This window comes from Clostridium frigidicarnis, from assembly GCF_900111985.1.
Lineage (GTDB): Bacteria > Bacillota > Clostridia > Clostridiales > Clostridiaceae > Clostridium_Z > Clostridium_Z frigidicarnis.
In genome coordinates this window covers 87900-113518 of the sequence record NZ_FOKI01000004.1, presented here as the reverse complement: position 1 = coordinate 113518, position 25619 = coordinate 87900, and the positions used below count along the sequence as shown (strand labels likewise).

The 25619-nt window shown below is 28.0% G+C and carries 22 protein-coding genes and 1 riboswitch; of the genes, 2 read left to right on the top strand and 20 right to left on the bottom strand.

Translation table 11 applies throughout. The features are described 5' to 3' along the window. Nucleotides 1–34: 34 nt before the first annotated feature. The 3 genes from gcvT to BM119_RS03400 form a co-directional block, all read right to left on the bottom strand. Nucleotides 35–1144, bottom strand: coding sequence for a glycine cleavage system aminomethyltransferase GcvT (gene gcvT / locus BM119_RS03410; RefSeq protein WP_090038923.1), 1110 nt, complete (start codon nt 1142–1144; stop codon nt 35–37). A gap of 520 nt (nt 1145–1664) precedes the next feature. Further along, nucleotides 1665–2831: an iron-containing alcohol dehydrogenase gene (locus BM119_RS03405; protein ID WP_090038921.1), complete on the bottom strand. Its 1167-nt coding sequence runs from the start codon at nt 2829–2831 to the stop codon at nt 1665–1667. Between the two features lie 219 nt (nt 2832–3050). Continuing rightward, nucleotides 3051–4946, bottom strand: a complete 1896-nt coding sequence (locus tag BM119_RS03400; protein WP_090038919.1) for a sigma-54-dependent Fis family transcriptional regulator — start codon at nt 4944–4946, stop codon at nt 3051–3053. 459 nt (nt 4947–5405) lie between these two features. On the opposite strand from BM119_RS03400, the gene BM119_RS03395 reads away from it, so the two are divergent. Continuing rightward, nucleotides 5406–6377 (top strand): hypothetical protein, encoded by a 972-nt coding sequence (locus tag BM119_RS03395; protein ID WP_090038917.1) that lies wholly within the window; start codon nt 5406–5408, stop codon nt 6375–6377. Nucleotides 6378–6757: 380 nt separating this feature from the next. Here BM119_RS03395 and BM119_RS03390 read toward each other — a convergent pair whose 3' ends face one another. From BM119_RS03390 to arcC, 17 genes are all read right to left on the bottom strand, one after another. Then, nucleotides 6758–8167, bottom strand: a complete 1410-nt coding sequence (locus BM119_RS03390) for an NAD(P)/FAD-dependent oxidoreductase (RefSeq protein WP_090038916.1) — start codon at nt 8165–8167, stop codon at nt 6758–6760. A gap of 282 nt (nt 8168–8449) precedes the next feature. Further along, a complete protein-coding gene (gene msrB / locus BM119_RS03385) occupies nt 8450–8917 on the bottom strand; it encodes a peptide-methionine (R)-S-oxide reductase MsrB (RefSeq protein ID WP_090038914.1) in 468 nt (155 codons plus the stop codon). A 224-nt stretch (nt 8918–9141) separates the two neighbouring features. Then, the gene (locus tag BM119_RS03380) at nt 9142–10182 is read right to left on the bottom strand and encodes an ABC transporter substrate-binding protein (protein WP_090038912.1); all 1041 of its coding nucleotides are present in this window, start codon (nt 10180–10182) and stop codon (nt 9142–9144) included. Between the two features lie 26 nt (nt 10183–10208). Beyond that, nucleotides 10209–11039, bottom strand: a complete 831-nt coding sequence (locus BM119_RS03375) for an ABC transporter permease (protein WP_090038910.1) — start codon at nt 11037–11039, stop codon at nt 10209–10211. Next, complete coding sequence (locus tag BM119_RS03370) at nt 11026–11772, bottom strand: ABC transporter ATP-binding protein (protein WP_090039036.1); 747 nt, start codon at nt 11770–11772, stop codon at nt 11026–11028. Before BM119_RS03370 ends, BM119_RS03375 begins: the two co-directional genes overlap by 14 nt. Before the next feature lie 227 nt (nt 11773–11999). Then, a complete protein-coding gene (locus BM119_RS03365) occupies nt 12000–12320 on the bottom strand; it encodes a CGGC domain-containing protein (protein WP_090038908.1) in 321 nt (106 codons plus the stop codon). Then, nucleotides 12321–13091: an ABC transporter ATP-binding protein gene (locus tag BM119_RS03360; protein WP_090038905.1), complete on the bottom strand. Its 771-nt coding sequence runs from the start codon at nt 13089–13091 to the stop codon at nt 12321–12323. A gap of 1 nt (nt 13092) precedes the next feature. Further along, nucleotides 13093–14202: a FecCD family ABC transporter permease gene (locus tag BM119_RS03355; RefSeq protein WP_090038903.1), complete on the bottom strand. Its 1110-nt coding sequence runs from the start codon at nt 14200–14202 to the stop codon at nt 13093–13095. Between the two features lie 20 nt (nt 14203–14222). Then, nucleotides 14223–15227, bottom strand: coding sequence for an ABC transporter substrate-binding protein (locus BM119_RS03350; RefSeq protein ID WP_090038901.1), 1005 nt, complete (start codon nt 15225–15227; stop codon nt 14223–14225). 200 nt (nt 15228–15427) lie between these two features. Continuing rightward, nucleotides 15428–15610: riboswitch (cobalamin riboswitch) on the bottom strand. A gap of 384 nt (nt 15611–15994) precedes the next feature. Then, complete coding sequence (locus BM119_RS03345; RefSeq protein WP_090038899.1) at nt 15995–16276, bottom strand: hypothetical protein; 282 nt, start codon at nt 16274–16276, stop codon at nt 15995–15997. Nucleotides 16277–16281: 5 nt separating this feature from the next. After that, nucleotides 16282–16950 carry a nitrite/sulfite reductase domain-containing protein gene (locus tag BM119_RS03340; RefSeq protein WP_090038897.1) on the bottom strand — a complete coding sequence of 223 codons (669 nt, stop codon included), beginning with the start codon at nt 16948–16950 and terminating at the stop codon, nt 16282–16284. Between the two features lie 268 nt (nt 16951–17218). Further along, nucleotides 17219–18319 (bottom strand): DNA polymerase IV, encoded by a 1101-nt coding sequence (dinB, locus tag BM119_RS03335; RefSeq protein ID WP_242948296.1) that lies wholly within the window; start codon nt 18317–18319, stop codon nt 17219–17221. A 309-nt stretch (nt 18320–18628) separates the two neighbouring features. Then, the gene (locus BM119_RS03330; RefSeq protein ID WP_090038892.1) at nt 18629–19186 is read right to left on the bottom strand and encodes a TVP38/TMEM64 family protein; all 558 of its coding nucleotides are present in this window, start codon (nt 19184–19186) and stop codon (nt 18629–18631) included. Continuing rightward, complete coding sequence (locus BM119_RS03325; protein ID WP_090039034.1) at nt 19179–20144, bottom strand: aromatic acid exporter family protein; 966 nt, start codon at nt 20142–20144, stop codon at nt 19179–19181. The genes BM119_RS03330 and BM119_RS03325 overlap by 8 nt, the downstream gene beginning before the upstream one ends. Before the next feature lie 311 nt (nt 20145–20455). Continuing rightward, nucleotides 20456–21454, bottom strand: coding sequence for an ornithine carbamoyltransferase (argF, locus tag BM119_RS03320; RefSeq protein WP_090038889.1), 999 nt, complete (start codon nt 21452–21454; stop codon nt 20456–20458). A gap of 27 nt (nt 21455–21481) precedes the next feature. Then, complete coding sequence (gene arcA, locus BM119_RS03315) at nt 21482–22687, bottom strand: arginine deiminase (protein WP_090038887.1); 1206 nt, start codon at nt 22685–22687, stop codon at nt 21482–21484. 73 nt (nt 22688–22760) lie between these two features. Then, entirely contained in the window at nt 22761–23705 is a 945-nt protein-coding gene (arcC, locus tag BM119_RS03310; RefSeq protein ID WP_090038885.1) for a carbamate kinase, read from the bottom strand. A gap of 1246 nt (nt 23706–24951) precedes the next feature. Between arcC and BM119_RS03305 the strand changes: the two genes are divergently transcribed. Then, entirely contained in the window at nt 24952–25296 is a 345-nt protein-coding gene (locus BM119_RS03305; protein WP_090038883.1) for an arsenate reductase family protein, read from the top strand. The last annotated feature ends 323 nt before the right edge of the window (nt 25297–25619 follow it).

Sequence of the window (25619 nt, the reverse complement as noted above, 5' to 3'; positions counted from 1 at the left end):
AACCCTCCTAAATTTTAAATTGATTTAAATTATTTTATTTACTTTTTGTTTTCTTTTGGTAAAATCTTTTATTAATAACAATTGCTTTATATTCTTTATTTCTTATTTTTACATTAAATTCAGTATCCATACTAGCATATTTTGCATCTACCAAAGCTAGTCCTATAGTTTTTCCCAAAGTTGGTGATTTATATCCTGTAGTAACATGTCCTATTTCTACACCATCTTTAACAACTGGATATCCATGTCTAGGAATGTTTTTATCCAACAACTCAAATCCAACTAACTTTCTAGTAACTCCTTCAGCTTTTTGTTTTACTAATACATCTCTTCCTATAAAATCACCTTTATCAATTTTTACGAAGAATCCAAAAGTCATTTCAAGTGGTGTTACCTCTTCATCCATTTCATTGCCATACAAAGGTAATGTAGCCTCAAATCTTAATGTGTCTCTTGCTCCAAGTCCTATAGGCTCAGCTCCAAGTTCTTTTCCACCTTCTAAAATTTCTTCCCAAACATATGCTGCATCCTTTGGATCCAAATATATTTCGAATCCATCTTCTCCAGTATATCCAGTTCTTGAAACCAAAGCTTTTTTACCTTTAATTTCTACACCATCTTTAAACTTAAAAAACTTAATTTCCGATAAATCTGTACTTGTTAATTTTTGAAGAATTTCTTCTGCATTAGGTCCTTGAATAGCCAATTGAGCTACTGTTTCTGAAATATCTTTAATATCAATATCATAATTTTTCTTATTGCTTACCATCCATTTAAAGTCTTTATCCTTGTTGCTAGCATTTACAACCAAGTAGTAATATTCTTTGCTGTATTTATAAACAAGCAAATCATCTACTACTCCTCCTTTATAGTTACACATAAACGTATACACTACATCATTTTCCTTTAAAGATTTTATGTCATTAGTTAGTAAATGATCTACAAATTCTTCGGCATCTCTTCCTTTTATAGTTATTTCACCCATATGAGAAACATCAAACAACCCTGCTTTTTCTCTTACTGCCTTATGTTCCTCTAAGATACCCTTGAATTGTATTGGAAGCTCATAACCTGCAAAGTCAATAACCTTGGCCCCGTATTTTTCATACTCCCCTCTTAAAGGTGTACTTTTTATTGCATCCATCTAACTACCTCCAAGTATAAAATTTTATTATAAAGAATATCTATTTAAGTTATAGATACTCTATTAATAATCAACACTTAAATATTATTTTTTAATTCTTTGAATTTAATGAATTTTTTGAATATATCTATTCTCATTATAAAACTTTTATTGCCTATGGTAAATGCATTTATTGAAACTATTGACAACTATTTGAAATATCTATAGGGTTTTTTTTACATTTGCCATGTAAAGTTCATATATATAGCTTTATATGTATAAATTTAGAAATTATGACCAACTCCATCATAAACTAAGGCATATGAAAGAAAATAATAGACCAAAGATGCATCGTATATTTTATATCAGACAAGGAGGCAAGTTTAGTTAATAGCAGGCTATTAGCTGAATTTGCTGACGCGGTATGATGCAAAATAGACAAGCATACTGATTTATTATTCACAACTTTTCATTGATTAAAGCTTTCATATATAAAAAAAGTTATGATTCTCATAAATTGAGAATCATAACTTTTTTTAAATTATAAATTAACTTTATTTCCATAGTATGTGCATTCAAATAACTTTTCCATAACTTCTGCAGTTATTTCTCTTGGGTTAGATCCTGTACATGCGTCTAATATTGCATTTTTAGATATAAATTCAACATTTGCCTTGAAGTCTTCTTCAGTTATTCCATACTCTTTCATTGTATGCGGTATATTTAATTCTGTATTCATTTCATTTATAGTTTCTATTAAAGCATCTGTAAGTTTCTCATTGCTTTCTGCTTTTAACCCTAAAGTTCTAGCTATATCAGCATACCTATCTTCACATGCTACTCTATTATATTGAATTACATATGGTAAAAATATTGCATTTGCGCAGCCATGTGGTATATGGAACACAGCACCAACTTTATGAGCCATAGAGTGAACTATTCCAAGTAATGCATTAGAGAACGCCATTCCTGCTAAACATTGAGCTTCATGCATTAAGTCTCTTGATTCTTTATCTCCCTCAAAAGATTTAATTAAATTAACTTTAACCATATCTATAGCTTTTAGTGCTAAAGGATCTGAAAAGTTAGATCTTAATGATGCTGTATATGCTTCTATAGCATGGGTTAATGCATCCATTCCTGTGTGTGCAACTAATTTAGCTGGCATTGTTTGGGCTAGTTCTGGATCAACTATAGCTATATCTGGAGTTATATTAAAATCAGCTAAAGGATATTTGATTTTTGCTTTATAATCAGTTATTACTGAGAATGCAGTAACTTCTGTTGCTGTACCACTTGTTGATGGTATAGCTACAAACTTAGCCTTTTGTCTTAATTCTGGTAATCCAAAAGGTACTACAGCTTGTTCAAATGTAAACTCTGGGTATTCGTAGAATATCCACATTGCTTTAGCTGCATCTATTGGAGAACCGCCTCCCATTGCAACTATCCAATCTGGCTCAAAATCTCTCATTACTTCTGCGCCATTCATAACAGTTTCAACTGATGGATCTGGTTCAACCCCTTCTATTAATCTTGTTTCTATTCCAGCTTCTTTTAAATAGCTTTCAACTTTATCTAAAAATCCAAATCTTTTCATTGAACCGCCACCAACAACGATGATAGCTTTTTTTCCTTTTAAAGTTTTTAAAACCTCTAAAGATCCCTCTCCATGATATATGTCTCTTGGTAATGTAAATCTTGCCATTTATATTTCCCCCTATTTATATGCCTTATATTCATTTTGTATTTTTAAAATTCATGTAAATATATATAGCAATCTTTGTGCCAATTGTATCTTTTTTAACAAAGATATTGTTTTTAAGCTTTTTCTGTTAAAATTTTAACTTTTATTTTTTAAACTTGTCCTAAAACATTACATGAATTTCAAACTAATTGCAATATTTTAGGACACTGTTAGATTTTATTACACTTTAACTTTGAATTTCTTCACCTTAAGATATAGCGTATTTCTGCTTATTCCAAGACCTTTAGCTACTTTTGTCATATTTCCTTTAAAGATTCTAATAGCTTTTATAATCATAATTTTTTCCATTTCTTCCAAGGTACATATATTATTAAATTCTTCACAATTTTCCTGTTTTAACTCCTGAATATTAGACCTACTCTCTATGTTATCTTCAAAAATATTAAAGGAAATTTCACCATCTAGGTTCACAATATTTTCAATACAGTTTTCTAATTGCCTTATGTTTCCGGGCCAATTATATGTAAAAAATCTCTCATATAAACTCTTATTTATATGAGGTATTGCTTTGCTCAACTTAAATGCTTTTATTCTTAAAAAATAATTTATTAATCTCTCTACGTCTCCTTTTCTTTCTCTTAACGGAGGTATTTTTATAGGTATAACACTTAACCTATAATATAAATCTTCTCTAAATTTTCCTTTTTTAATTTCTTCTTTTAAATCTTTATTTGTAGCTGCAATTACTCTTACATCTAAAGGAATTTCTTTATTTCCACCAAGCCTTGTAACTCGCCCTCCTTGAAGAACCCTTAAAAGGTTAACCTGCATTTCTAAAGGCATTTCACCTATCTCATCCAAAAATAGTGTTCCTTCACTTGCCAGTTCAAATTTACCTTGTTTTCCACCTTTTCTACCTCCTGTAAATGTCCCATCTTCATATCCAAATAGTTCACTTTCTATTATATTTTCTGGGATTGCCCCACAATTTATAGCAACAAATTTATTGTTTTTTCTATGACTATAATTATGCATCGCCTGAGCTAAAACTTCTTTTCCTGTTCCACTTTCACCAGTAATAAGAACTGTGGATGGACTATTAGATATTATTTTACAATTGGTTATAACATTTATAAGTGCATCACTTTCTCCTATTATATCTTCAAAATTATAAAATGCACCTGTATTCTTTTGTATATTTATATTAATTTCTTTCTGCTCAGTCATTATAATAACCATTCCAATTACTCTATCTTTTGTTTTTATTGGTTTAAAATCTAAGAATACTTTATAACTACTATTATGTTTTACTTTTATTTCCTTTGAGTAAGAGAGTTTATCTTTTTCAAACATTTCTAATATATTATACCAACCTGGAATTATATGGTCTATGTCTTCATTTATAAGACTTTCCTTTTCTTTGTTAAAAATTCTAGAAACTAATGTATTTACGTTTTTTATTTTCCCTTTTGTATCTACTATCATAATTCCTTTAGAAACATTATCTATTACACTTTCCATATAATTATAAGTTTCTTTTAATATTATATTTGCTTTACTCTTATCTAATTCATTCTCTATAGCTTTAACTCCAAAGATAACTAATCCCAAAGTATGAGGGTGTTTTTTTTCACATTTTCCTGTTAAATTCAAAGTTCCTATTATCTTTCCAGAAGAATCATGGATTGGAGCTGCCGAACATGTCAAATTATGAAAAGCATCTATAAAATGCTCTTTAGCTGTTATCTGAACTGGCTTATTCTCACTTATAGCAGTTCCCATTGCATTTGTACCTATACTTTTTTCATTCATATAAGCTCCAATAATAAAATTCATTTTTATAAATCCTTCAACTATATCTTCCTTACCCTGGATATGTAATATACATCCATCATTATCAGTTAATACAATAATAAAATCATCTTCATTTAAAGAAGAATACACCATATTTATATACCCCTTAGAAATTTCTATTAACTCCTTATTTTTAGAGAGTACATGTAGTATTCCTTCTTTATTTAATATTTTATTGGAATAATTTGTTTTTCTTTTTACTCCATAATCCTCTGATCTTTTATGAGAATTCTTTATAATAACTTCTCTATTTTCCTCCATAAAATTTCACCTCTTAAATATATCTCATTCACCATATGTTTTTATAATTGATAATTACAGCATTTCAAGATTAAAAATTTTTATACAAAAATTAAAGCACTATCAATACAGATTAAACAATGTTGATAGTGCTTTATTTTAGTAAATTATATGTATACTATAAATTTTCATAGCAAAATACATTATTTTAATTTCACTTTAATTGTTAATGGATTATGATCCCAATGTTTAAAGTTGTTGTTTATTCTTTTAGCTGCTACTAACTCTATGTTATTTAATACATCCATCTATTATAGATAAAAGGTTATATCCTTTCACATCAAAATTATACCATATTTCTCCTTATATACATATTATTTTATTGATATTCTAAATGCATTACACAATCCATAATTATTAACACAACCACTTCTATAAACATAATATATTACTGTAAACACTAATGTTAAGGATAGTTGTATGGACAAAAAAGCTCTAATCAACCTTATAAGCTATTTTCTCCCTGAAAATGCACATTTAAGTTTTACAAATAATAATCCTGACACCCCATCTATAACAATAAAAGATTTAGATAATAATAATGTAGATGAGATTTCTTGTCGTTATAAATTATATGGTGTTGATTATTCTATGACATTAAAATGGAGTATTAATCAATGGGATATAAGTGAAGTTACAAACCTTAGTAGCTTATCTTATATAAGAAATAGTAATACTAAACTAGATAGCAAAATAATATTAAGCGAAGATTTAGGGGATGTAGATGGTGATGGTTATCTAGATAAAGTTTATTTAACTGGCACTGCTCCTTTTAATAACACAAAAAATTATATTGATGACATAACTTTGGTTGTAGAATATGGTAATAAAAAAACTGATATCATTCCATTAAAAGTTAATGGTGGCTTCAACCCTAAAGTAGGCGTATATAATTTAATCAACAGAGACAAAAAAGAAATACTAATAAGTATAGTACCTGGCGGAAGTGGTGGATATGTATTCTATTATATCTATTCATTTATAGATACTGCTCTTAAGAATATATTTGATTTTGAAGAATTCAATAAAAAAACTTCTGAAATGTACACTGTTTTATATAAGCCTAATTACAATGTAGAAATAGCGAACACCTTATTAAAAAAGAAATATTTAATAAATCTATCTTTAAACCCAAAAGAATATCTCTCCTTTTTGTACAAGGATGATGGAACCTTAAAAAGTGACTTTAAAGGCTCTATTTCTAGCCTTGTTGGGTTATATCCTATAAGCTTAGAAAATGATGGAACATTTAAGCTTTTAGCTATTGAAAATATTATTGGAATAGCCACCAAAGATATTCTAGGATCAATTCAAGTTTACTTACAATGGCAAGATTCTTCTTTTAAACCTTTTGCAGAAAGTGTGGCCATAGACGGTGTGTACTTCAAATAAAAAATGCCTAGCTATTTTTAAGTGACAAGTTTGCAGAGTTACAATTTAATGTTGAAAATCACAGGTTTTCTTAAAAATATTTTTTATTTCAGAAATCTTCCTAAGAAGGTTTCATCAACATCTCAGAATTTAAATTTTTTATGCTTTCCTTTACATTTTAAAAATTATATTATTATCAATTAAAGCTATGAGGTTCTTTTACTAACTTCATAGCTTTATATCTTGTATAATTTTAATTATATATAAGTTGTAATACAATTGTTATATCAAGTTAAATAATGATTAATCTTTATATAACATAGTTGAATTTACTCTAATTAAAATATAAAAAATTCATTTCTATTAAATATACTTTTATCTTAAAATTCAAACCACTAGTATTAACTATTAAATAGTCTTCTTGCTAAATACACTCCTGAACCTGAAGCCATCATAAGTCCCCTTGTAAGTCCTGCTCCGTCTCCTATTGCATATAAGTTTTTTATGTTAGTTTCTAAATTTTTATCTATTTTAACCGCATTTGAGTAAAACTTTATCTCTGGTGCATAAAGCAGGTTATCAGGATTTGCAAACCCTTTTACAACCTTATCCATTTCTATTATGAAATTAACTATATTTGTCATAGTTCTATATGGTATTCCTAGTGTTATATCTCCTGCTAAAGCTGTTTTTAAAGTTGGTTCCACTGAGTTTTCTTCTAAGTCCTTCTCCCATGTTCTTTTTCCATTTAATATATCTCCAAATCTTTGAACAACAACTTCTCCATTTGAAAGCATATTAATAAGCTCTGCTACTTTATATCCATACTCTATAGGTTTTTTAAAAGGTTCTGTAAACTTATGAGAACATAATATGGCAAAATTAGTTGTTGTGCTTTTCTTCTCCTTATATGCATGCCCATTTACTAATGATAATCCATTATCATATACTTCTGCTGCAACAAAGCCATTAGGATTTTGGCAAAAAGTTCTTACTTTATCCTTAAATGGTGCAACTTCTGCAACAAATTTGCCTTCATACATAAGTTCATTTATTTTTTCTATGTCACCTTCAGTATTCATTTCAAATCTTACTCCAATATCTACTACTCCAACTTCTTTTTCTATGTTATATTTGTCACAGAAATCAGAAAGTACATCAGCACCCTTTCTTCCAAGTGCTAAAACTATTTTTTCACCAAAATATTTTTCATTTGGTGTTACAACTCCTTTTGCTTCTCCATTTTCAATTATAAGTTCTTCTACTACTGTTTCAAATAGTATAGTAATGTTATTATTTAAAAGATAATTTTGTATTCTTTCATAAAGTTCTCTGGACTTTTCAGTTCCTAAATGTCTTATAGGAATATCTATTAGATTTATATTATGTTCTTTTGCATTGTTCTTTATTTTTCTGATTTCATCTTTCTTTTCTATACCAGCAATGGTCTTATCTCCACCAAAATCTAGATACACCTCATCGCAATAATCTATAAGGGATTTTGTTTCAGCATTACCTATTATCTTTGGAAGATCTCCTCCAACTAAAACTTCTTCTTCTTCACTATCATATAATGAAAGCTTAGCATCTGAGAAAGCACCTGCACCTGCAAATCCAGTAGTTATATTACAATATGGTTTACATTTAATGCATTTGTTTAATTGTGGTATTGGACAATTCCTTTTATTTACTGGCTTACCTTGCTCTATTATTAAAACCTTTTTTTCAGGATTTATTTTTGTAAGTTCATAAGCAGTAAATATACCACTTGGTCCTGCTCCTACTATTATTACATCATATTTATTATTCATATATTTAAGCCTCCATTTCTAGCGAATATTTTTCTTTTCTCAACCTATATTATACGTATTTTATTTTATTTTTCAAGGTTTTCTCAATATTTCTCACAATTTTTATAGATTATACCCGTTATTTCCTAAATATTATATTGAATATTTAGGAAATTGTTCGTATAACTCCCAATAGAATTAGACTACATTTGATAATTTCCTGCTTATTGATCTGTAACTTTAAATTTATCCTATGAATAGGTAATTTTTCTAAAAATCTAAAGATAACAGCAGATCTTCTCACTAACTTAATTCTTTATCCTTAAATAAATATAAAAAATCTTTATATCCCTCTTCTTCTAATTTATCTAAAGGTATAAATTTTAGTGCTGCAGAATTTATGCAATATCTAAGCCCACCTGACTCTTTTGGTCCATCACAAAAAACATGCCCTAAATGTGAATCACTTTCCTTGCTTCTTACCTCAGTTCTATTCATACCATGACTTATATCTAGATTTTCTTTTATTTCTTTTCTGTCTATAGGCTTAGAAAAAGCTGGCCAACCACATCCAGAATCAAATTTATCTTTTGATGAAAATAGAGGTTCCCCAGTAACTATATCCACATACAACCCCTCTTTAAAATTGTTATGATATTCATTTAAAAAAGGAGGTTCTGTTCCATTCTCTTGAGTAACTTTGTACTGAATGTCTGTAAGTATACCTTTTAATTCTTCTTTATTTATTTTCTCTTTTTCATTTCTATTCATAGCTAAACTCCCTTCTTCTATTTGACCATATATCTATATATTAACCCATAGATTTCATATAAATATTTATAAATTTTCATATTCATTCCTATAATTTATAAAAAACTCTAATTAAACAAACTATATGTTCTATTATTTCCAAACACTTAATCTTCTACCCTAAAATATATTAGATAATTTTATAACCCCTAGATATATAGTTTTTATCTAGGGGTTATAAAAAATTACTTAATATTTATATTTTTAATAGCTTCTTCTGCATATTTAGTTGTCACAATTTTATCATAAGAAGGTTTCTTATCTAATTCTCCTGCTGTACTCATTACATCCATTAATCTATTTAAACTATCTTCTTTTAATATAGGATTTTCACACCATGCATCTATATCTTTATATCTTTGAACTACGTCTATTAAATCCTCTAATTTTATATCTGTAAAATATTTAGAAATTTCTTTTGCTATATCTTCTGCACTATTATTTTTTACATATAATTGTCCTTTATAAACAGCGTTAGTGAATTTTTGAATTACATCTGAATTTTTATCCATATACTTGCTTAAAGCACTATATGCCGTATATGGCATTTCTCCTGATTCTTTTCCAATAGATGCAACAATATATCCTTTTCCTTGTTTCTCCATAGCTGTTGCTGATGGTTCAAATAAAGTTACATAATCTCCTTCTCCCCCTGAAAAGGCTCCTGCCATAACATTAAATTGTACGTCTGTTCTTACATTTACTTCACCACTTGAAGTATTTTCACCTATTTTTAATCCTTTATTTTTTATAACATATTCTAATGTCATTTCAGGCACTCCACCTTTTCTTCCTCCTATTAATGCTTTACCTTTTAAATTATCAAAAGTAAAATTATCCTGTTTGTCTCTTGAAACTAAAAAGCTTCCATCTCTTTTTGTTAGTTGTGCAAAATTTATAGCTATATCTTTACTCTCCTTATTGACTACATATATTGATGCTTCTGGTCCCATAAGTCCTATTTGTACTTCTCCAGAAAGTAATGCAGCCATTGTTTTATCTGCTCCTTGAGCTCCTATAAGATCTATTTCAAGGCCTTCATCTTTAAAGAATCCTTTACTCATTGCCACATATTGAGGTGCATAAAAAACTGAATGTGTAACCTCTGCAACCTTTATTTTTTTTATTTCATCCTTTCCTGATTTACTGCTTCCACATCCAATTAAAGCTGAACTTATCATTAATGTGCTCAAAGCTATTGCTATTGTTTTTTTATATCCTTTCATTTTAATACCTCCAATTAATCCTTTATCTATATAGTATTTTTACCCTTTCTGTTGTTTCTTTTTTTCCAATACAATTTTTCAATTAAATTTACTATTTGGTACATAATTAAAGCACATATAGCTAGTACTACTACACCCATCATAACTAAATCTAATCTAAATACTTGACCACCATAAACAATTAAATAACCTATACCATATCTAGAAACTAAAAATTCTCCAACAATAACACCAACCCAAGACATTCCTATATTTATTTTTACTATATTAATTATATTTCCTACATTTGATGGAAGAATTAACTTTGTTAAAATTTGAGATTTAGTTGCTCCAAAGCTTTTCAACATTTTTATTTTCTCTTCATCCATATTTATAAAATAATTGTATGCAGATAGTATTGTTGTAACAACAGAGATTGTTATTGCTATTACAACTATTCCTTTGATTCCAGCTCCAGCCCATACAATAAGTATAGGTGCTAATGCTGTTTTAGGAAGAGCATTTAAAACTACTAAAAATGGATCAAATATTTTTGCAACTGTCTTTGACCACCAAAGCCCTACAGCTATAATTAGTCCCAAACCTGTACCTATTAGAAATCCTAATACAGTTTCCCATACTGAAATTCCTATATGCTTAAAAAGTTCACCATTTGTTACATATTCATTAAATAAAATAAAAATATCTGAGGGTTTGCTAAAAAGAAATGTATCTATTATATTAAGCCTTGCAAGAACTTCCCATTGAAAAAGGAAAATAATAAGAACTACTATTTGCCAAAATAATATTTTTCTTTTATTATGCTTTATATTTAATAAAAACTCCTCATATCCTGTTAATTCTTTAGTTTTCTTCATATATATCAAGCTCCTTCCACAAAATATCAAAGTAATCCTTAAATTCAGGTGTCTTCCTTGAAGTGAGAGGAGTTTTTTCTTCATTATTTAAAGTCAATTTAATAGGATATATATTTTTTATAGTGGCTGGTCTTTTAGATAAAACTGCTACAGAATCTGCCATGGATATAGCTTCTGATATGTCATGAGTAACTAGTATGGTTGTTTTATTCTCATTTTTTATAATTTTATATATATCATCACTAACTAAAAGTCTTGTTTGATAATCTAATGCAGAAAATGGTTCATCTAATAAAAGTATATCCGGATTTACTGAAAGAGTTCTAATTAATGCCACCCTTTGCCTCATACCTCCAGATAATTCATTGGGATAATTATTTCTAAATTGCCAAAGTCCATAACTCTTTAGAAGTCTATCTATCTTTTTTCTTGATTCGTCATTGAGCTTTTTTTGTATTTCTAGTCCTATTGTTATATTTTCAAGTATTGTTCTCCATTCAAGTAAATGATCTCTTTGAAACATGTATCCTATTTTACCATTTATATCAATTTGTCCACTTGTTGGTTTTAAAAGATTCGTTAATATATTTAATATTGTTGACTTACCACTACCCGATGGCCCAAGAAGAGACAGAATTTTCCCTTGTTTAACATTAAAATTTACATTATTCAAAACCTTAAGCTCACCTTCCAGGGTATAAAAGTTCATACATAAATCCTTAACTTGAACCATATTTTTCACAACTAACCCCTCCTTAAATTCTCTTTTGTGAAATGCTTCTGATCCCCTACTAAATTTTCATCTTAAAAACAGTTTTCAGTATAGATTTTACTTATATTCTATAATATTAGTTATTTGGTATATTAGTGAATATAAATTTGCATAAAAAAACTAAGGTTTGTCATGTACCAAACCTTAGTTTCTATATTTAGGGTATCGTGTTAGCATTAATTAATATTTTAGTGTGTTCCATCAATTATATTAAAATCATTTCTCAATAAAAAATTCCTTACTTCATTATATCTATCACATTCCACCTCAATGCATTTTGAAATGTGTACTGTTTTCACACCTACTTTTTTTAATTGAGTGACTTTATATTCAAGTTCTTTATCTAAATTGCTTCCACATCCATTACAATGAAAGAATCCACATAAATTAGTCTCTATCTCAGATTTATAAATTGCAAAAGACTTATCTTTTTCTGCAAAAGCTTTAAAACACCATGAGCCCGAACACTCAGAAGTAAGCTTTTTACAAACCATTATAGCTATATTCATTTAAATTCCTCCTGAAAAATAAACTATATTTAATCTATTTGTCTTTGGATGAATAGAAACTTCACAATCCACTTCAAATACATGCTTTATATTATCTTCTGTTAATACATCTTTTGAAATGCCTGAAGATACTATTTCTCCTGAATTGACCATGTATATTTTATCGCAATAAGCTGCTGCTAAATTTAAATCATGCAGCGCTGATATTACACTTATATTTAATGATTTAACTAAATCTAAAATTTGAATTTGGTACTTTATATCTAAATGATTAGTTGGTTCATCTAAAATCAGGAAATCTACATCTTGTGCAAGGGCCCTAGCTAATACTACCCTTTGTTTTTCTCCACCAGATAAAGTAGAGAAATTCCTATCACCGTAGCTTTCCATTGATACCTTCTTCAAACATTCATAAACTATTTCATAATCCTTTGAAGTATCAAATTCAAATGTACTCTTATGAGGAGCTCTCCCCATCATTACCATATCTTCTACCTTAAAATCAAAATTATTTTCATTAAATTGACTTACAACAGCCAATTCTTTAGCTGTGCTTTTTATAGAAATTTTAGATATATCTACATTATTAATAAATATTGATCCTTTTTTAGGCTTTATTGCTCTATATATAGACTTTAGTATAGTAGACTTACCACTACCATTAGGTCCTACTATGCCTACAAATTCACCTTTTTTTAAATTAAGGGAAACATCTTGTACAATTTTCTTACTTGAAATTTCCACACAAAGATCTTTAACCTCTAATTTCATTCTATTTTCCTCCACTTCTATAAGATTTCTTAATCATAAGCCACATTAAAAATGGAGCGCCTAAAATTGAAGTTATTATACCTATTGGCATTTCCATACCTTTCATAAATGTTCTAGAAAAGACATCTGTCCATATTAAAAATATTGATCCTACAAGAGCACTTACTGGTATTAAAGTTTTATGGTTTGATCCTACAATCAGTCTTACAATATGAGGTATTATAAGTCCTACAAATCCTATAATTCCACATACAGAAACTATAACTCCTGTTACAAGAGATGATAAAACCATATATATTTTTCTATATTTAGATAAATCTACGCCTAATGTTACTGATGTTTCATTTCCTAAAAGCATAACATTTAAAGTTCTAAACTGAAATATAAAAAAAATCACAGTTACTAAAACTATTAAACTTGGTATCTGTATGTTTTTCCAAGAAGCTGAAGTAAGACTTCCCATACTCCAAAATGTTATTGTTTTTATTCCCTCAGCATCATTTGCTACAAATATTATAAAGCTTGTTATTGCTGAACATATAGAGCTTACTATCATTCCTGAAAGTATTAGTTTTGTTGAAGTTATTCTTCCTCCTATGTTAGATAAAGTGTAAACAAGAATAGATGATATTAATGCTCCTAAAAAAGCCCAAAAAGTTATCCCTGAAAAAAACATTCCTCCACTAAATCCTATAAGTATAGAAAAAGTAGCTCCTAATGACGCACCAGAAGATAGTCCTAGTATATATGGATCTGCTAATGGATTTTGAACAGTAGCCTGCATAACAACTCCAACTATAGCAAGTCCCATTCCTACTATTGCTCCTAATAATACCCTTGGCACTCTTATGTTCCAAATTATATCATAGCTTGCACCACTAGTAAGAGTTGCCACATCACCTATAGGTATTTTGAATATATTGTATATTATTATTCTGTAAGCATCATATGGACTTAAATCCACAGAGCCAAAAGTTACTGAAAAAATTATTGATAAAAACAGCAATATTGCTAAAGTAATTAATATTATTATAAAGAACTTCCTATTTTCTTTAATTTTAGAATCAAAATTTACTTTTGACTTAACAGCTATATTTGAATTAAATTTCATATTAACCTCTTAAACTTTAGTTATTTTATAATTTCTGGGTAGAATCCTTTTGCTAGTCTTTCTATTCCATTAATTGTTCTTGCTCCACCTGCATAAGCTTCAGCTAAAGGTGTGTAAATAATTCTATCATTTTTTATTGCATTCACACTTGAAAGAGCAGTATGATTTTTTAATGCCTCTGCATCCTTATTATCTTTTGATTGATTTTCAAAATTTATAAGAACTATAACATCTGGATTTAAGCCTACTATATCTTCAACACTTATACTTCCACTTTCCTTAGCAAGATTTTTTCCACCTGCTTTAGCTACCATGTCAGCTGCTAATGACTTATTTCCATAAGTAGTATATTTATTATCTTCGCTTCCTTCCATAACTAAAACACTTACTGGTTCCTTTACATCTTTAATAGAATTTTGAATTTTATCTATTTTACTTTTCATTTCATCTATGTATTTATCAGTTTTATCTTTTATATTAAATATTTTTCCTATATCTTCTATATCTTTATATACATTTTCTACTGTTGCATTATCAATGCCTACTGTGTTTCTTTGTATAAAAGTATTAACTCCTTTTTCATTCCAAGTTGAGACATCCCCTAAAGCTTTATCTGCAAATACGCTTTTCCATCCTATTATTAAATCTGGATTCTTTTCTATAACAACTTCTTTAGATGGGTATTTTTCTGATAAAACAGGAATTTTATCATATTTTTCTTTAATGTTGTCCAATATCGGATTATCTCTATAAGATGTTCCAACCATACTTTCTTCTAATCCTAAGTCTAACAAAAGCTCTGTTGTAGTTTGGTTAGTACTAATAACTCTTTTGGGTGTTTCTTTAAATTCCATATCTTTTTCTTCTTTATTGAAATCATAATTTTTTACAACAATGGGATATCCATTTGATGAGCTCTGAGTATTATCCTTTTTTTCACTAATATTACTACCTGATCCTGTTGTACATGCTGATAAAATCATACTAAAACATAGCAGTAACCCAATTGATATTTTCTTCTTCATAACGTTTTCCTCCAAAATAAATATTTTTCATTTTTTAGAGAGCTGTTTTAATTCATGAACTTATTTTTGTATATAGAACTAATCTTCATTCTGGTGGCATTTTTCCCCATATGAATGTTAGATCAAAACAAAAAAATCTGTCCTTGAGGACAGATTTATATACAAATAGTTCATAAAATCTTAACCTCCCTCCGAAGTTAGCTTAATAACTTTCATAGGCAGGTCTCCTGACTTACACATCAAACCCTATGAAGAACCTTCCCAACAAAATGTCAGTGGCAATCTAATTCATAAGTAGTGCTTACAGTAGCGGGGGCTGTGTTGGACTTTCACCAAAACTTCCCTATTAATCTATTTCTAGAACCAATGAAATTATTCAGTTTTTTTATATCTAAATTCTATGTTAATTTTTACATTATGTCAAGAAAAAGCATTTCCTGTACTATTATTATGTTACTTATTGTGATTTAAAATAAATATATTCACAATTTTTGGTACCTTTTAGTAAGTTTATGTAAAAATATATTTAATATATATTTAATTTTATATTTTTACATATGCTGTTTTTACGAAAAAATAACAACATTTTAATTAAAAATTTAGATTTGAAAGTTTACAGTTATTGTTAGAAATCACAAGTTTTCATCCTTCACTCTCAACTCTCCACATTCAACTTTCAACTAAAAAAGACTATACACGTTTAATGTTTTTAACTTGTTCATAGATTCAACTTAATTCTAAATTCCTATATAGTAAAAAAGTATATATTATCCTATAAGTTCCTTAAGTATATTATCAAAATTTCTCACATCATCTCTATCATATAAATTTATATTTTCCTTAACATGATATTCTTTAAAATCAGTTAATTCTACTCTATATTCTTCTTCATCATCAAGTTGTAAAAGTAAGGTTTCATCATCAATCTCAACTATATCTGTTATATTTTTAAACTCTATATTTTCATCACTATAATGAAAAACAACTCCACTACCAGTTAATATATTAAATACATATAGCAATTCATCTACTAAATCCTGTGAATTCATCTTTACTACTCCTTATTTTTAGATAATTTTAATACTTCATTTTTGAAATTATCTATTCCTATTCTATCTATGAAAAAACCTAATTTTTCTCCTGGAATAGCATTTTCTTTGTAATATTCAAATATTGAATCTACAAGGATTACTGCCTCTTTTTCCTCTATATCTAAAGCTATAACATCCGCTATTCTCGGATTAAATCCAGCAGATCCTCCTACAACAACTCTAAACCCTTTTACGTCTGCTATAACCCCAACATCTTTACTGTATACACCTCCACAAGCATTTCTGCATCCAGCAACACCTATTTTAGTTCTACATGGCATTGGCATCCATTGATATTTTTTTGATAGCTTCATACCTATTCCTATAGTGTTATATTTTGATCTTTTACAAAAGCCTGCTGGACATATCTCTACATTCTTAACAGAATTCTGTTCTTTAACAGCTGGCTCCATATCTAATTCTTTCCAAATTTCCTTTAAATCTTCTTCATTCAAATTTGTTATTAATATTCTTTGACCTGATGTTATTTTTAATACCCCATTATATTTTTTAGTTACCCTAGCTATTTTCTCTAAATTTTCTGGTGTTATAAAACCACCTGGTATGTGTGGCGTTATACCATAAGTTCTTTTTCCATCTATTATTTTTTGTAAATTCCCATAATTACTCAATTTTATCCCTCCTATGATTTTCTTATATAATATATCCTTAAACCCTATATTCTCTCTCTAAGGCACATAAAAGAAAACAATAGGTCAAATATAATAGCATACTGACTTGTTATTTTTTGAATGTGCTTAATGTTAATTGTAGCATTTCATATATTTTTATTAAGTAACATTTGTTACTAATTTTAATATTTATTAATCTATTAACTTCTACCAAATTCAGCTAACTTGTCACTTTCAAATTTCCAAATTTATTTTAATAAAATTTCACCTAGAATTCATCTAATATATTTTTAAAATTAAGCTGACTATGCTCATTATTACTAAAATTATCTTTATCCAAATTAGAAATAGTTATTCCAAGTAATCTCACCTTTTTATTATCCATAGGTATTTCTTTTAGTAGCTCACCTACATATAACATAATATTATTTTTATCTTTTATTTTTCCATTAACTGTGATTCTTCTAGTTAAATTCTGAAAATCTGAAAATTTAACTTTAAGAGTTATTGTTTTCCCACTAATATTACTTTGTTTAAGCCTTTTTTCAATTTTATCTGCTAATTGATCTAATATGTTAATCATTTCATCTATATATTCAATATCTTCTCTTAAAGTAGTTTCATTACCAATAGATTTTCTTTTTCTTGACGGATTGACACTTCTATTATCTATTCCTCGTGAAAAATCATATAAAAGTTTTCCCTTATCCTTAAATAAAGTTATTAGCTCACTTTCAGTAAAGTTTTTTATATCTTCACCTTTAAAAATCCCCATATTATTCAATCTATTTTTTGTTACCTTACCTACCCCAAAAAACTTTTCTATACCTAATTTATCAAGAAATGCTCCTACATTCTTAGGTTCTATAACTGTTAATCCATTAGGTTTTTTATAATCTGATGCTATTTTAGCTAAAAATTTATTATAAGATACTCCCGCTGATGCGGTAATCCCAACTTCATTATATATTCTTTTTTTTATTTCCTTAGCTATAATTGTTGCTGACAAATTATTAACCTTATTTTCTGTTACATCAATAAATGCTTCGTCTAATGATAATGGCTCTATAATATCAGAATAATCATGAAATATATCCATTATTTCATTTGAAACACTTTTGTATACTTCCATTCTTGGTGTAACAAAAATTGCATTTGGACATAATTTATATGCAGTCATAGATGCCATGGCAGAATGCACTCCATATTTTCTTGCTTCATATGAGCATGTAGCTACAACGCCTCTTTTACTTGGATCTCCTCCCACAATAACAGGCTTTCCCCTAAAACATTTATTATCCCTCTGCTCTACAGATGCATAAAAAGCATCCATATCTATGTGAATAATCTTTCTTAACTTATCCAACATTACCCACTCCCTAGAAATTCTCCCTACAATAACACATATTATTTTACCACATTCCCTAGGTATGTTATAAACTACTTTTAGTTTTAATAAGGCATATGAAAGAAAATAACAAATCAAAGATGCCATGTATATTGGCTTGTTATTTTTTCGAATGTGCCTAATACTTTTACTAGGTGTTTATACAAATAAAGCATGAAGCAAAAACTCCATGCTTTATTATATATTATAAATTTTTAGATAGGTCTACATTATTCTTCTATATACTATTTGTTTATATCATACAATTCTAAATTAGTTACTGGTGTATAGTTACGATATTTTTCTATCCCTTAGTGTTAAAAACATTATTATAAGAGCTATTATTGTTATTATCAGCCTTATAAAATTCTCTTCCATATTTACTATATCGTGGCTTACCAATGCTTCTAAGGCTATTGATGGAATTTTACCCACAAGTGTTGCCAATGTAAATGTTATTGCATCCATTTCACTAATAGCCCCAGAAAGTGTTACAAACCCTGAAGGCACAAAAGGTATAAGTCTTCCTTGCATGACTAATATACCTGCTTTTATTCCCTTGCTTTTAGTTAATTTTTTAAGAAAATTATACTTATTACCAAGACTCTTAGCCTTTCCTTTAAAACCTAACCTATATAAATAAAAGGTTATTGTTGCCCCTATTACCTCTCCCATTAAGGATATTATAAATCCATTTATTGATCCAAAAACTATTACGTTTGCTCCTGTTACAAAAACTGATGGCAATACTCCTGAAAGTGCTATTAAAACACTTATAGCTAAACTTATTAACACTGCAAACTCTTTATAATTACTCATAAAATCAACTAAAAATTGAGAATTAAACATACATACCTCTATCTTTTGCAAAATTATTTTTAACTTTTAAAAACTGCTCCATGTCATTCAAAAATTGAAATAGTAAAGATCTATTTTCAAACTCCTCTCTTGTTTTAGGTAAATCCATTATTCTAAACTTTTCTTTTAATAAATTAAGTTCCTTAAGAAGAGTTTCTGCATTATTTTTTTCATGAATTGATTCTCCTATATCATTTATAAACTCCGAAAGCATGTAATTTTGATGGTATATCTCTGATAATCTTTGAAAATATCCCCTCATACTCTTAAGTATTTCTAATTGATTTATTCTCATATCCATATATGAATTATAATAGTTAGAATTTATAAAAAAGTAATTATTGTAATTTATAATTGCTCTTTTCTTGCCTCTATTTAAAGTTTCCTCTAATTCATTAAATCTAAGTTCTTCTTTTATAGATACAGATCTTTGTGTTAAGGATATACTCATCTCTATCAATATGTACTTTATAAGTTCCTCAATATAACGTTGTTCCTCATTAATTTCATTTTCCACAGACGGCATATACAAGTTTAGAATAAGAGCTATTATAGCCCCTATCAAAAATAACATTACCTCATTACCTAAAATGCTCATATTAACACTTTTTTCAGACATTAGGTGAGTTACTAAAACTGAACTTACAACTATTCCATCTCCAACCTTTACCTTAACTGCTATTGGTATAAATAACATAAGAAAAACTCCAAACACCCATGGAGAAAATGAAAATATTTTAAATAAAATTGATGATATCCCTAAAGCAATTATTGTTGAGACAAACCTTTTTAATGCAACTGTAAAAGATTCTTTTTTAGTATTTTGTATGCTTAAAATTACTATAATTCCTGCTGCTAATCCATATTTCAACCCTAACATATCTGATATAGCCATTGCTATTGGCGCACCTAATGCGGTTTTTAAAACTCTTTGGCCTATAAAATTAATATTTATATATGTACCTTTTTTCAAACTTCTCTTCCCTCTCCTTAAAAATTTTATTCTGTAACTACTCTTGCAATACCCCTACTTCTTAATTTTTTGAAAGTTAACCTCTATATTAAGAAACTTAACTTTACAATCTCACTTGTTAAGCTTATCACTTTAAAAATAATTTCTTCTCCTCTTCAGCTTGGTTAATATATTTATTTTAATAATAATTATTATTATTAATTATTTCCTACTATTATAATTTAATTTTCTTTAAAAGAAAATAGAAAAAGCTAAATATGATTTCTCAAATTTAGCTTTTCATTATACTATTGTCCTAAAGTTGCTACCATAACTGCCTTAATAGTATGCATTCTATTTTCAGCTTCATCAAAAACTATTGATGCTTCACTTTCAAACACCTCATCACTTACTTCCATAGATTCTAGTCCAAATTTTTCATATGTTTCTCTTCCTATCTTGGTTTTAACATCATGAAATGAAGGTAAGCAATGCATAAATTTCACATTTTTATTACCTGTTAAGTCCATCATCTCTTTATTAACTTGATAAGGTCTTAACAATTCTATTCTATTTTTCCATACTTCTTCTGGTTCCCCCATTGAAACCCATACATCTGTATATATAATATCCGCATCTTTAACTCCACTCTTAATATCATCAGTTATTGTTATTGTAGCACCTGTATCACTGGCTACTTCCATACATTTATTTATTAAATCTTGTTCTGGAAATAAAGTTCTTGGAGAAACAATTCTAAAATCCATCCCCATTTTTGCTGCTCCTATCATAAGAGCATTACCCATGTTATTTCTTCCATCACCTACATAAACAAACTTTATTTCGTTAAGTGGCTTATTAAAATGTTCTTTTGTTGTTAAGAAATCTGCCAAAACTTGAGTTGGATGATCTTCAGTAGTAAGCCCATTCCATACTGGAACTCCTGAATATTTTGCAAGATCTTCGACTATATCTTGTCCATAGCCCCTATATTCTATTCCATCATACATTCTTCCTAATACTCTAGCTGTATCTGCTGTAGATTCCTTTTTACCAATTTGACTTCCTGTAGGTCCTAAATATGTTACATGTGCTCCTTGATCATGAGCTGCGACTTCAAAGGCGCACCTTGTTCTTGTAGAATCTTTTTCAAATATTAATGCTATATTCTTTCCTTCTAATTTCTTAGTCTCAATTCCAGCGTACTTAGCTTTCTTTAAATCCTCAGCTAAATCTAGGAAAAAATTTATTTCCTTTGGTGAAAAATCCATTAATGTTAAAAAACTTCTATTTCTTAAATTAAACATATTAAATACCCCCAAATAATTTAATTTTTAAATATTCTCTCTTATAAACGGCATAGACATACATCTTGGACCACCTCTGCCTCTAGATAATTCGCTTGATTTCATTGCATATACCTCAATATTATTTTTATCTAGAAGTTCATTAGTAACATAATTTCTATCATATGTTATAACCTTACCAGGGCTTATGGCTAGTGTATTTGAGCCATCATTCCATTGTTCTCTTCCTGCTATTATTTCATCACCTCCACCGCATCTTATAAGAGTTACATCATGTCCTAATGCTTCTGATAAAATACTTTCTAAGCTGCCTTCTTTTTCCTTAGATATTATACTTCTATTTAAATTATCATAAGTTAATTCTACTATTTTTAAAGTCTTTTCAATTTCAGGATGTATTGTAAATTTATCATAATCCACCATGGTGAATACTGTATCTAAATGCATAAATGCTCTTTTTTTAGGTATATTAAATATTAATATTTTCTTGAACGGCTCATCACTTTCAAATATATTTTCAGCTAATTTAAATATTGCTTCTCTATCTGTTCTTTCACTACTTCCTATAGCTAATATTTCATCACTAAGTATTAGCTCATCTCCACCTTCTATGTTTAACTTGCTATTTCTATCATAATATATTTTTATATTTGAATCTTTAAACTCTTGATGATATTTAAAAATATACTCACCAAAAATAGTTTCTCTTCTTCTTATTGACTTTCTCATAGAATTTAATGTTACTCCATGACCAATACAAGCAAAAGCATCTCTTGTAAAATATAAATTTGGCATTGGACTTAGCAAAAATGGATATTCTCCTGATGACCCTCTCATTCCTAGGTCTTTAAGTCTAACACCTGCCATAATAGTATCAACCATTTCCTTACATAACATTGACATAAGATATTCCTTTAATATATATCTAGTGTTATAATTATCAATTCCACTTTCAGTTAAAAAACCTTCTATAAACTCTTCCCTTATATCCATATCACTAATGACTGTTGCCATAAGTCTTTCTAAATATAAAACTTCTACTCCATTTTCTCTAAATACACCTGCAAATCTATCATGTTCTTCACGTGCAACTTTTAAATATGGAATATCATCAAATAATAGATTTTCTAGGAAAGCCGGTGTAAGATTTTCCAATTCTTTTCCTGGTCTATGAAGCAAAACTGTTTTTAGTTTACCTATTTCAGAGTAAACATTTATATTCCTTGTAACCATTACATCTCCCCCCTCTTCTTTAACTTTCAAGTCTCAACTACAAAAAATTAATTTTTCTATGTTTCACAAAAAGTTATTCACAAATTTTAGTTCCTGATAATCCCTTTAATGCTTTTTTGCCGTTAAATAATGATGCAATAATTGCACTTTTTTTCTCTTTAGATTCGACAAATTTCTTACATGCTTCAACCTTTGGAAGCATACTACCTGGTGCAAACTGTCCTTCTTCTATATACTTATCAACTTCATTTAAAGTAATAGTATCAAGTTTATTTTCATTTGGCTTATTATAATTTATACAAACCTTATCTACACCGGTTAAAACTAAAAGACAATCAGCATCTAATACTTCCGCAAGTTTTTCTGCTGCAAAGTCTTTGTCTATAACTGCTGCAACACCATTTACTTGTTCTTCTTCTCTTATAACCGGTATTCCACCACCACCACAAGATATTACTATGTCTTTATTATTAAACAAGTTTTTTATTATATCTTTTTCTATGATATCTATAGGTTTAGGTGAAGCTACAACCCTTCTATATCCTCTTCCCGAATCTTCTTTCATAATATATCCATGCTCTATTTCCATTCTTTGAGCTACTTCCTTTGTATAAAAAGAACCTATTGGTTTTGTAGGATTCTTAAAGCCTTTATCTTCCTTATCAACTACAACCTGTGTAATTATTGTTGACACATTTTTCTTTATATTTCTTTTTACAAGTTCTTCTTTTAATGAATTTTGAAGATGATATCCTATATAACCTTGAGTAAATGAGCCACATACATCAAATGGAAACAATACGTTAGTATCATTTACTTTTATAGCATCCTCAACAGTTGCCACTATTTGTCCAACTTGAGGTCCATTACCATGAACTATGGCTATTTCATGACCATCTTCTATTATATCTACTAAAGCCTTAGCTGTTTCTTTACATGTTTTTAATTGACCTTCGGAACTCTTATCCTTGGGATTTGATTGGAGTGCATTTCCTCCTAAAGCTACTACAATTTTCATGTTTTTATTCCTCCCTTTTCATATAACCAAATTAAATTTTTGTATTTACTTTTTATTTAAATTAAATTGATTAAAGCACATGAAAGAAAATAATAAGTCAAATATACTAGCATACTGACTTGACATTTTTTTGAATGTGCCTAACAGTAACACATACAAATATATACTAGACCAGTTATAAAACAAATCCATTATAGAAACATCATACATAGAATGAATCTTCCTTCAGATTGTATTCTTTGCGCCATCTGAAGGTTAGATGAGTTAATCTAGAGGTGTTACAGTTGGTAGCCCTCATATAAATATAAAATACATATTTTACATTATTTAGTTTTATTAATAATATATCACAAAATAGTAAAATATACTACAAAAAACTTTACAATAAATGCAATTATTCCAATGTAAGTATATTTATAAATAACATATAATTTTTAATAAATATGAAGAAAAAAACAACTACATTTATTATAAAAAGATTTAAAAATTAAGGTTAAAAGTGTATTATCTATAATACATTTATACTATCTTTAATTCTTCTCCCCTTGATTTTTCATGACTTAGATGTATTTTTATTTTTAACATTTAATTTGTATTAATTTCTTGTTTACTTCTTTAAACTTAAAAACAACAAATTATTTTATGGCTACATTCTATATGTATTAAATATTGAAAATCCTATGCATGCTTATTACTCTTACAAAAAAAATTCACAATGTTAATCAAAACATTGTGAATTAATATGCATAACTATTTGTTAGTTTTATTATAAATTTTCATGTTATAAATTCCCTAAACTTAGCCATATAACTTGTATCTTGTACCTTTTGTATATATATTATTTTTTTTATATTAATAATAATTCATTTTCATATACTTCTTAATTATTAATTATCTATTAAGATTCTTGTTTTTACGTATATATTCTTTAAAAGTGTTTCCAACACACTTTAATTGAGGTTTGACAATTGTAGTTAAAATTCACAGACTTTCTAAATATGAAGTGAAAAATTCAAAGTTATAGTTGAAGACCACTGGTTTTCTAAAAAGATATTTTTTTATTTAAGAAATTTTTTCAAGAAGATTTCTTCTTCATTCTTAATTGCAAATCTTCAATTGCCTATTTTAAAAATCTCTTTAATCTTAAATTTTGTCAGCATTTTATAACATTATAAATTTCTAAAGAATTAAATATTAATAATTATTATGATATACTATATTATATTTTAATTATTAGGAGGAAGAAATGAACATTCAAATATTTGGAACAAAAAAATGCTTTGATACTAAAAAAACTGAAAGATATTTCAAAGAAAGGAAAATTAAGTTTCAATTTATAGATTTAAATGAAAAGACTTTAAGTAAAGGGGAGCTTCAAAAGGTTAAAACTTCTATTAGCCTTGAATCTTTAATAAATAAAAATTCTAAAGACTATACTAAACTTAACATGGATAAAATAAGAACTCCTGAAACTAGAATAGAACTTTTATTAAATAACCCTAAGCTTTATAACACTCCAATAGTTCGAAATGGAAATAAAGCTACTGTAGGTTATGAACCAGATACTTGGAAACAATGGGAGTCAGAATAATTATTACATATCCTTTTAGGCATACGAAAGAAAATAACAAGTCAAATATAGTATCATACTGACTTGTTATTCTTTTTGAATTTGCCTTATGTCACAATATACTATTAAACAAAAAAAATTCATCTAGACATAAAAATAGAAAGTCATACAAATAAAAGAGACGACCAAGCAACAATACTAACATTTCGTCAGATAGTTTGCTAATGCCTAGCCATCTCTTTTCTATAATATAATATAACTTAATTCTAAGTTTTTTCTGGACAACTTGAAAAAACTATATCTTTCTCAATCTACAACTTTTGAGTTTATTTCAAAATTTTCCA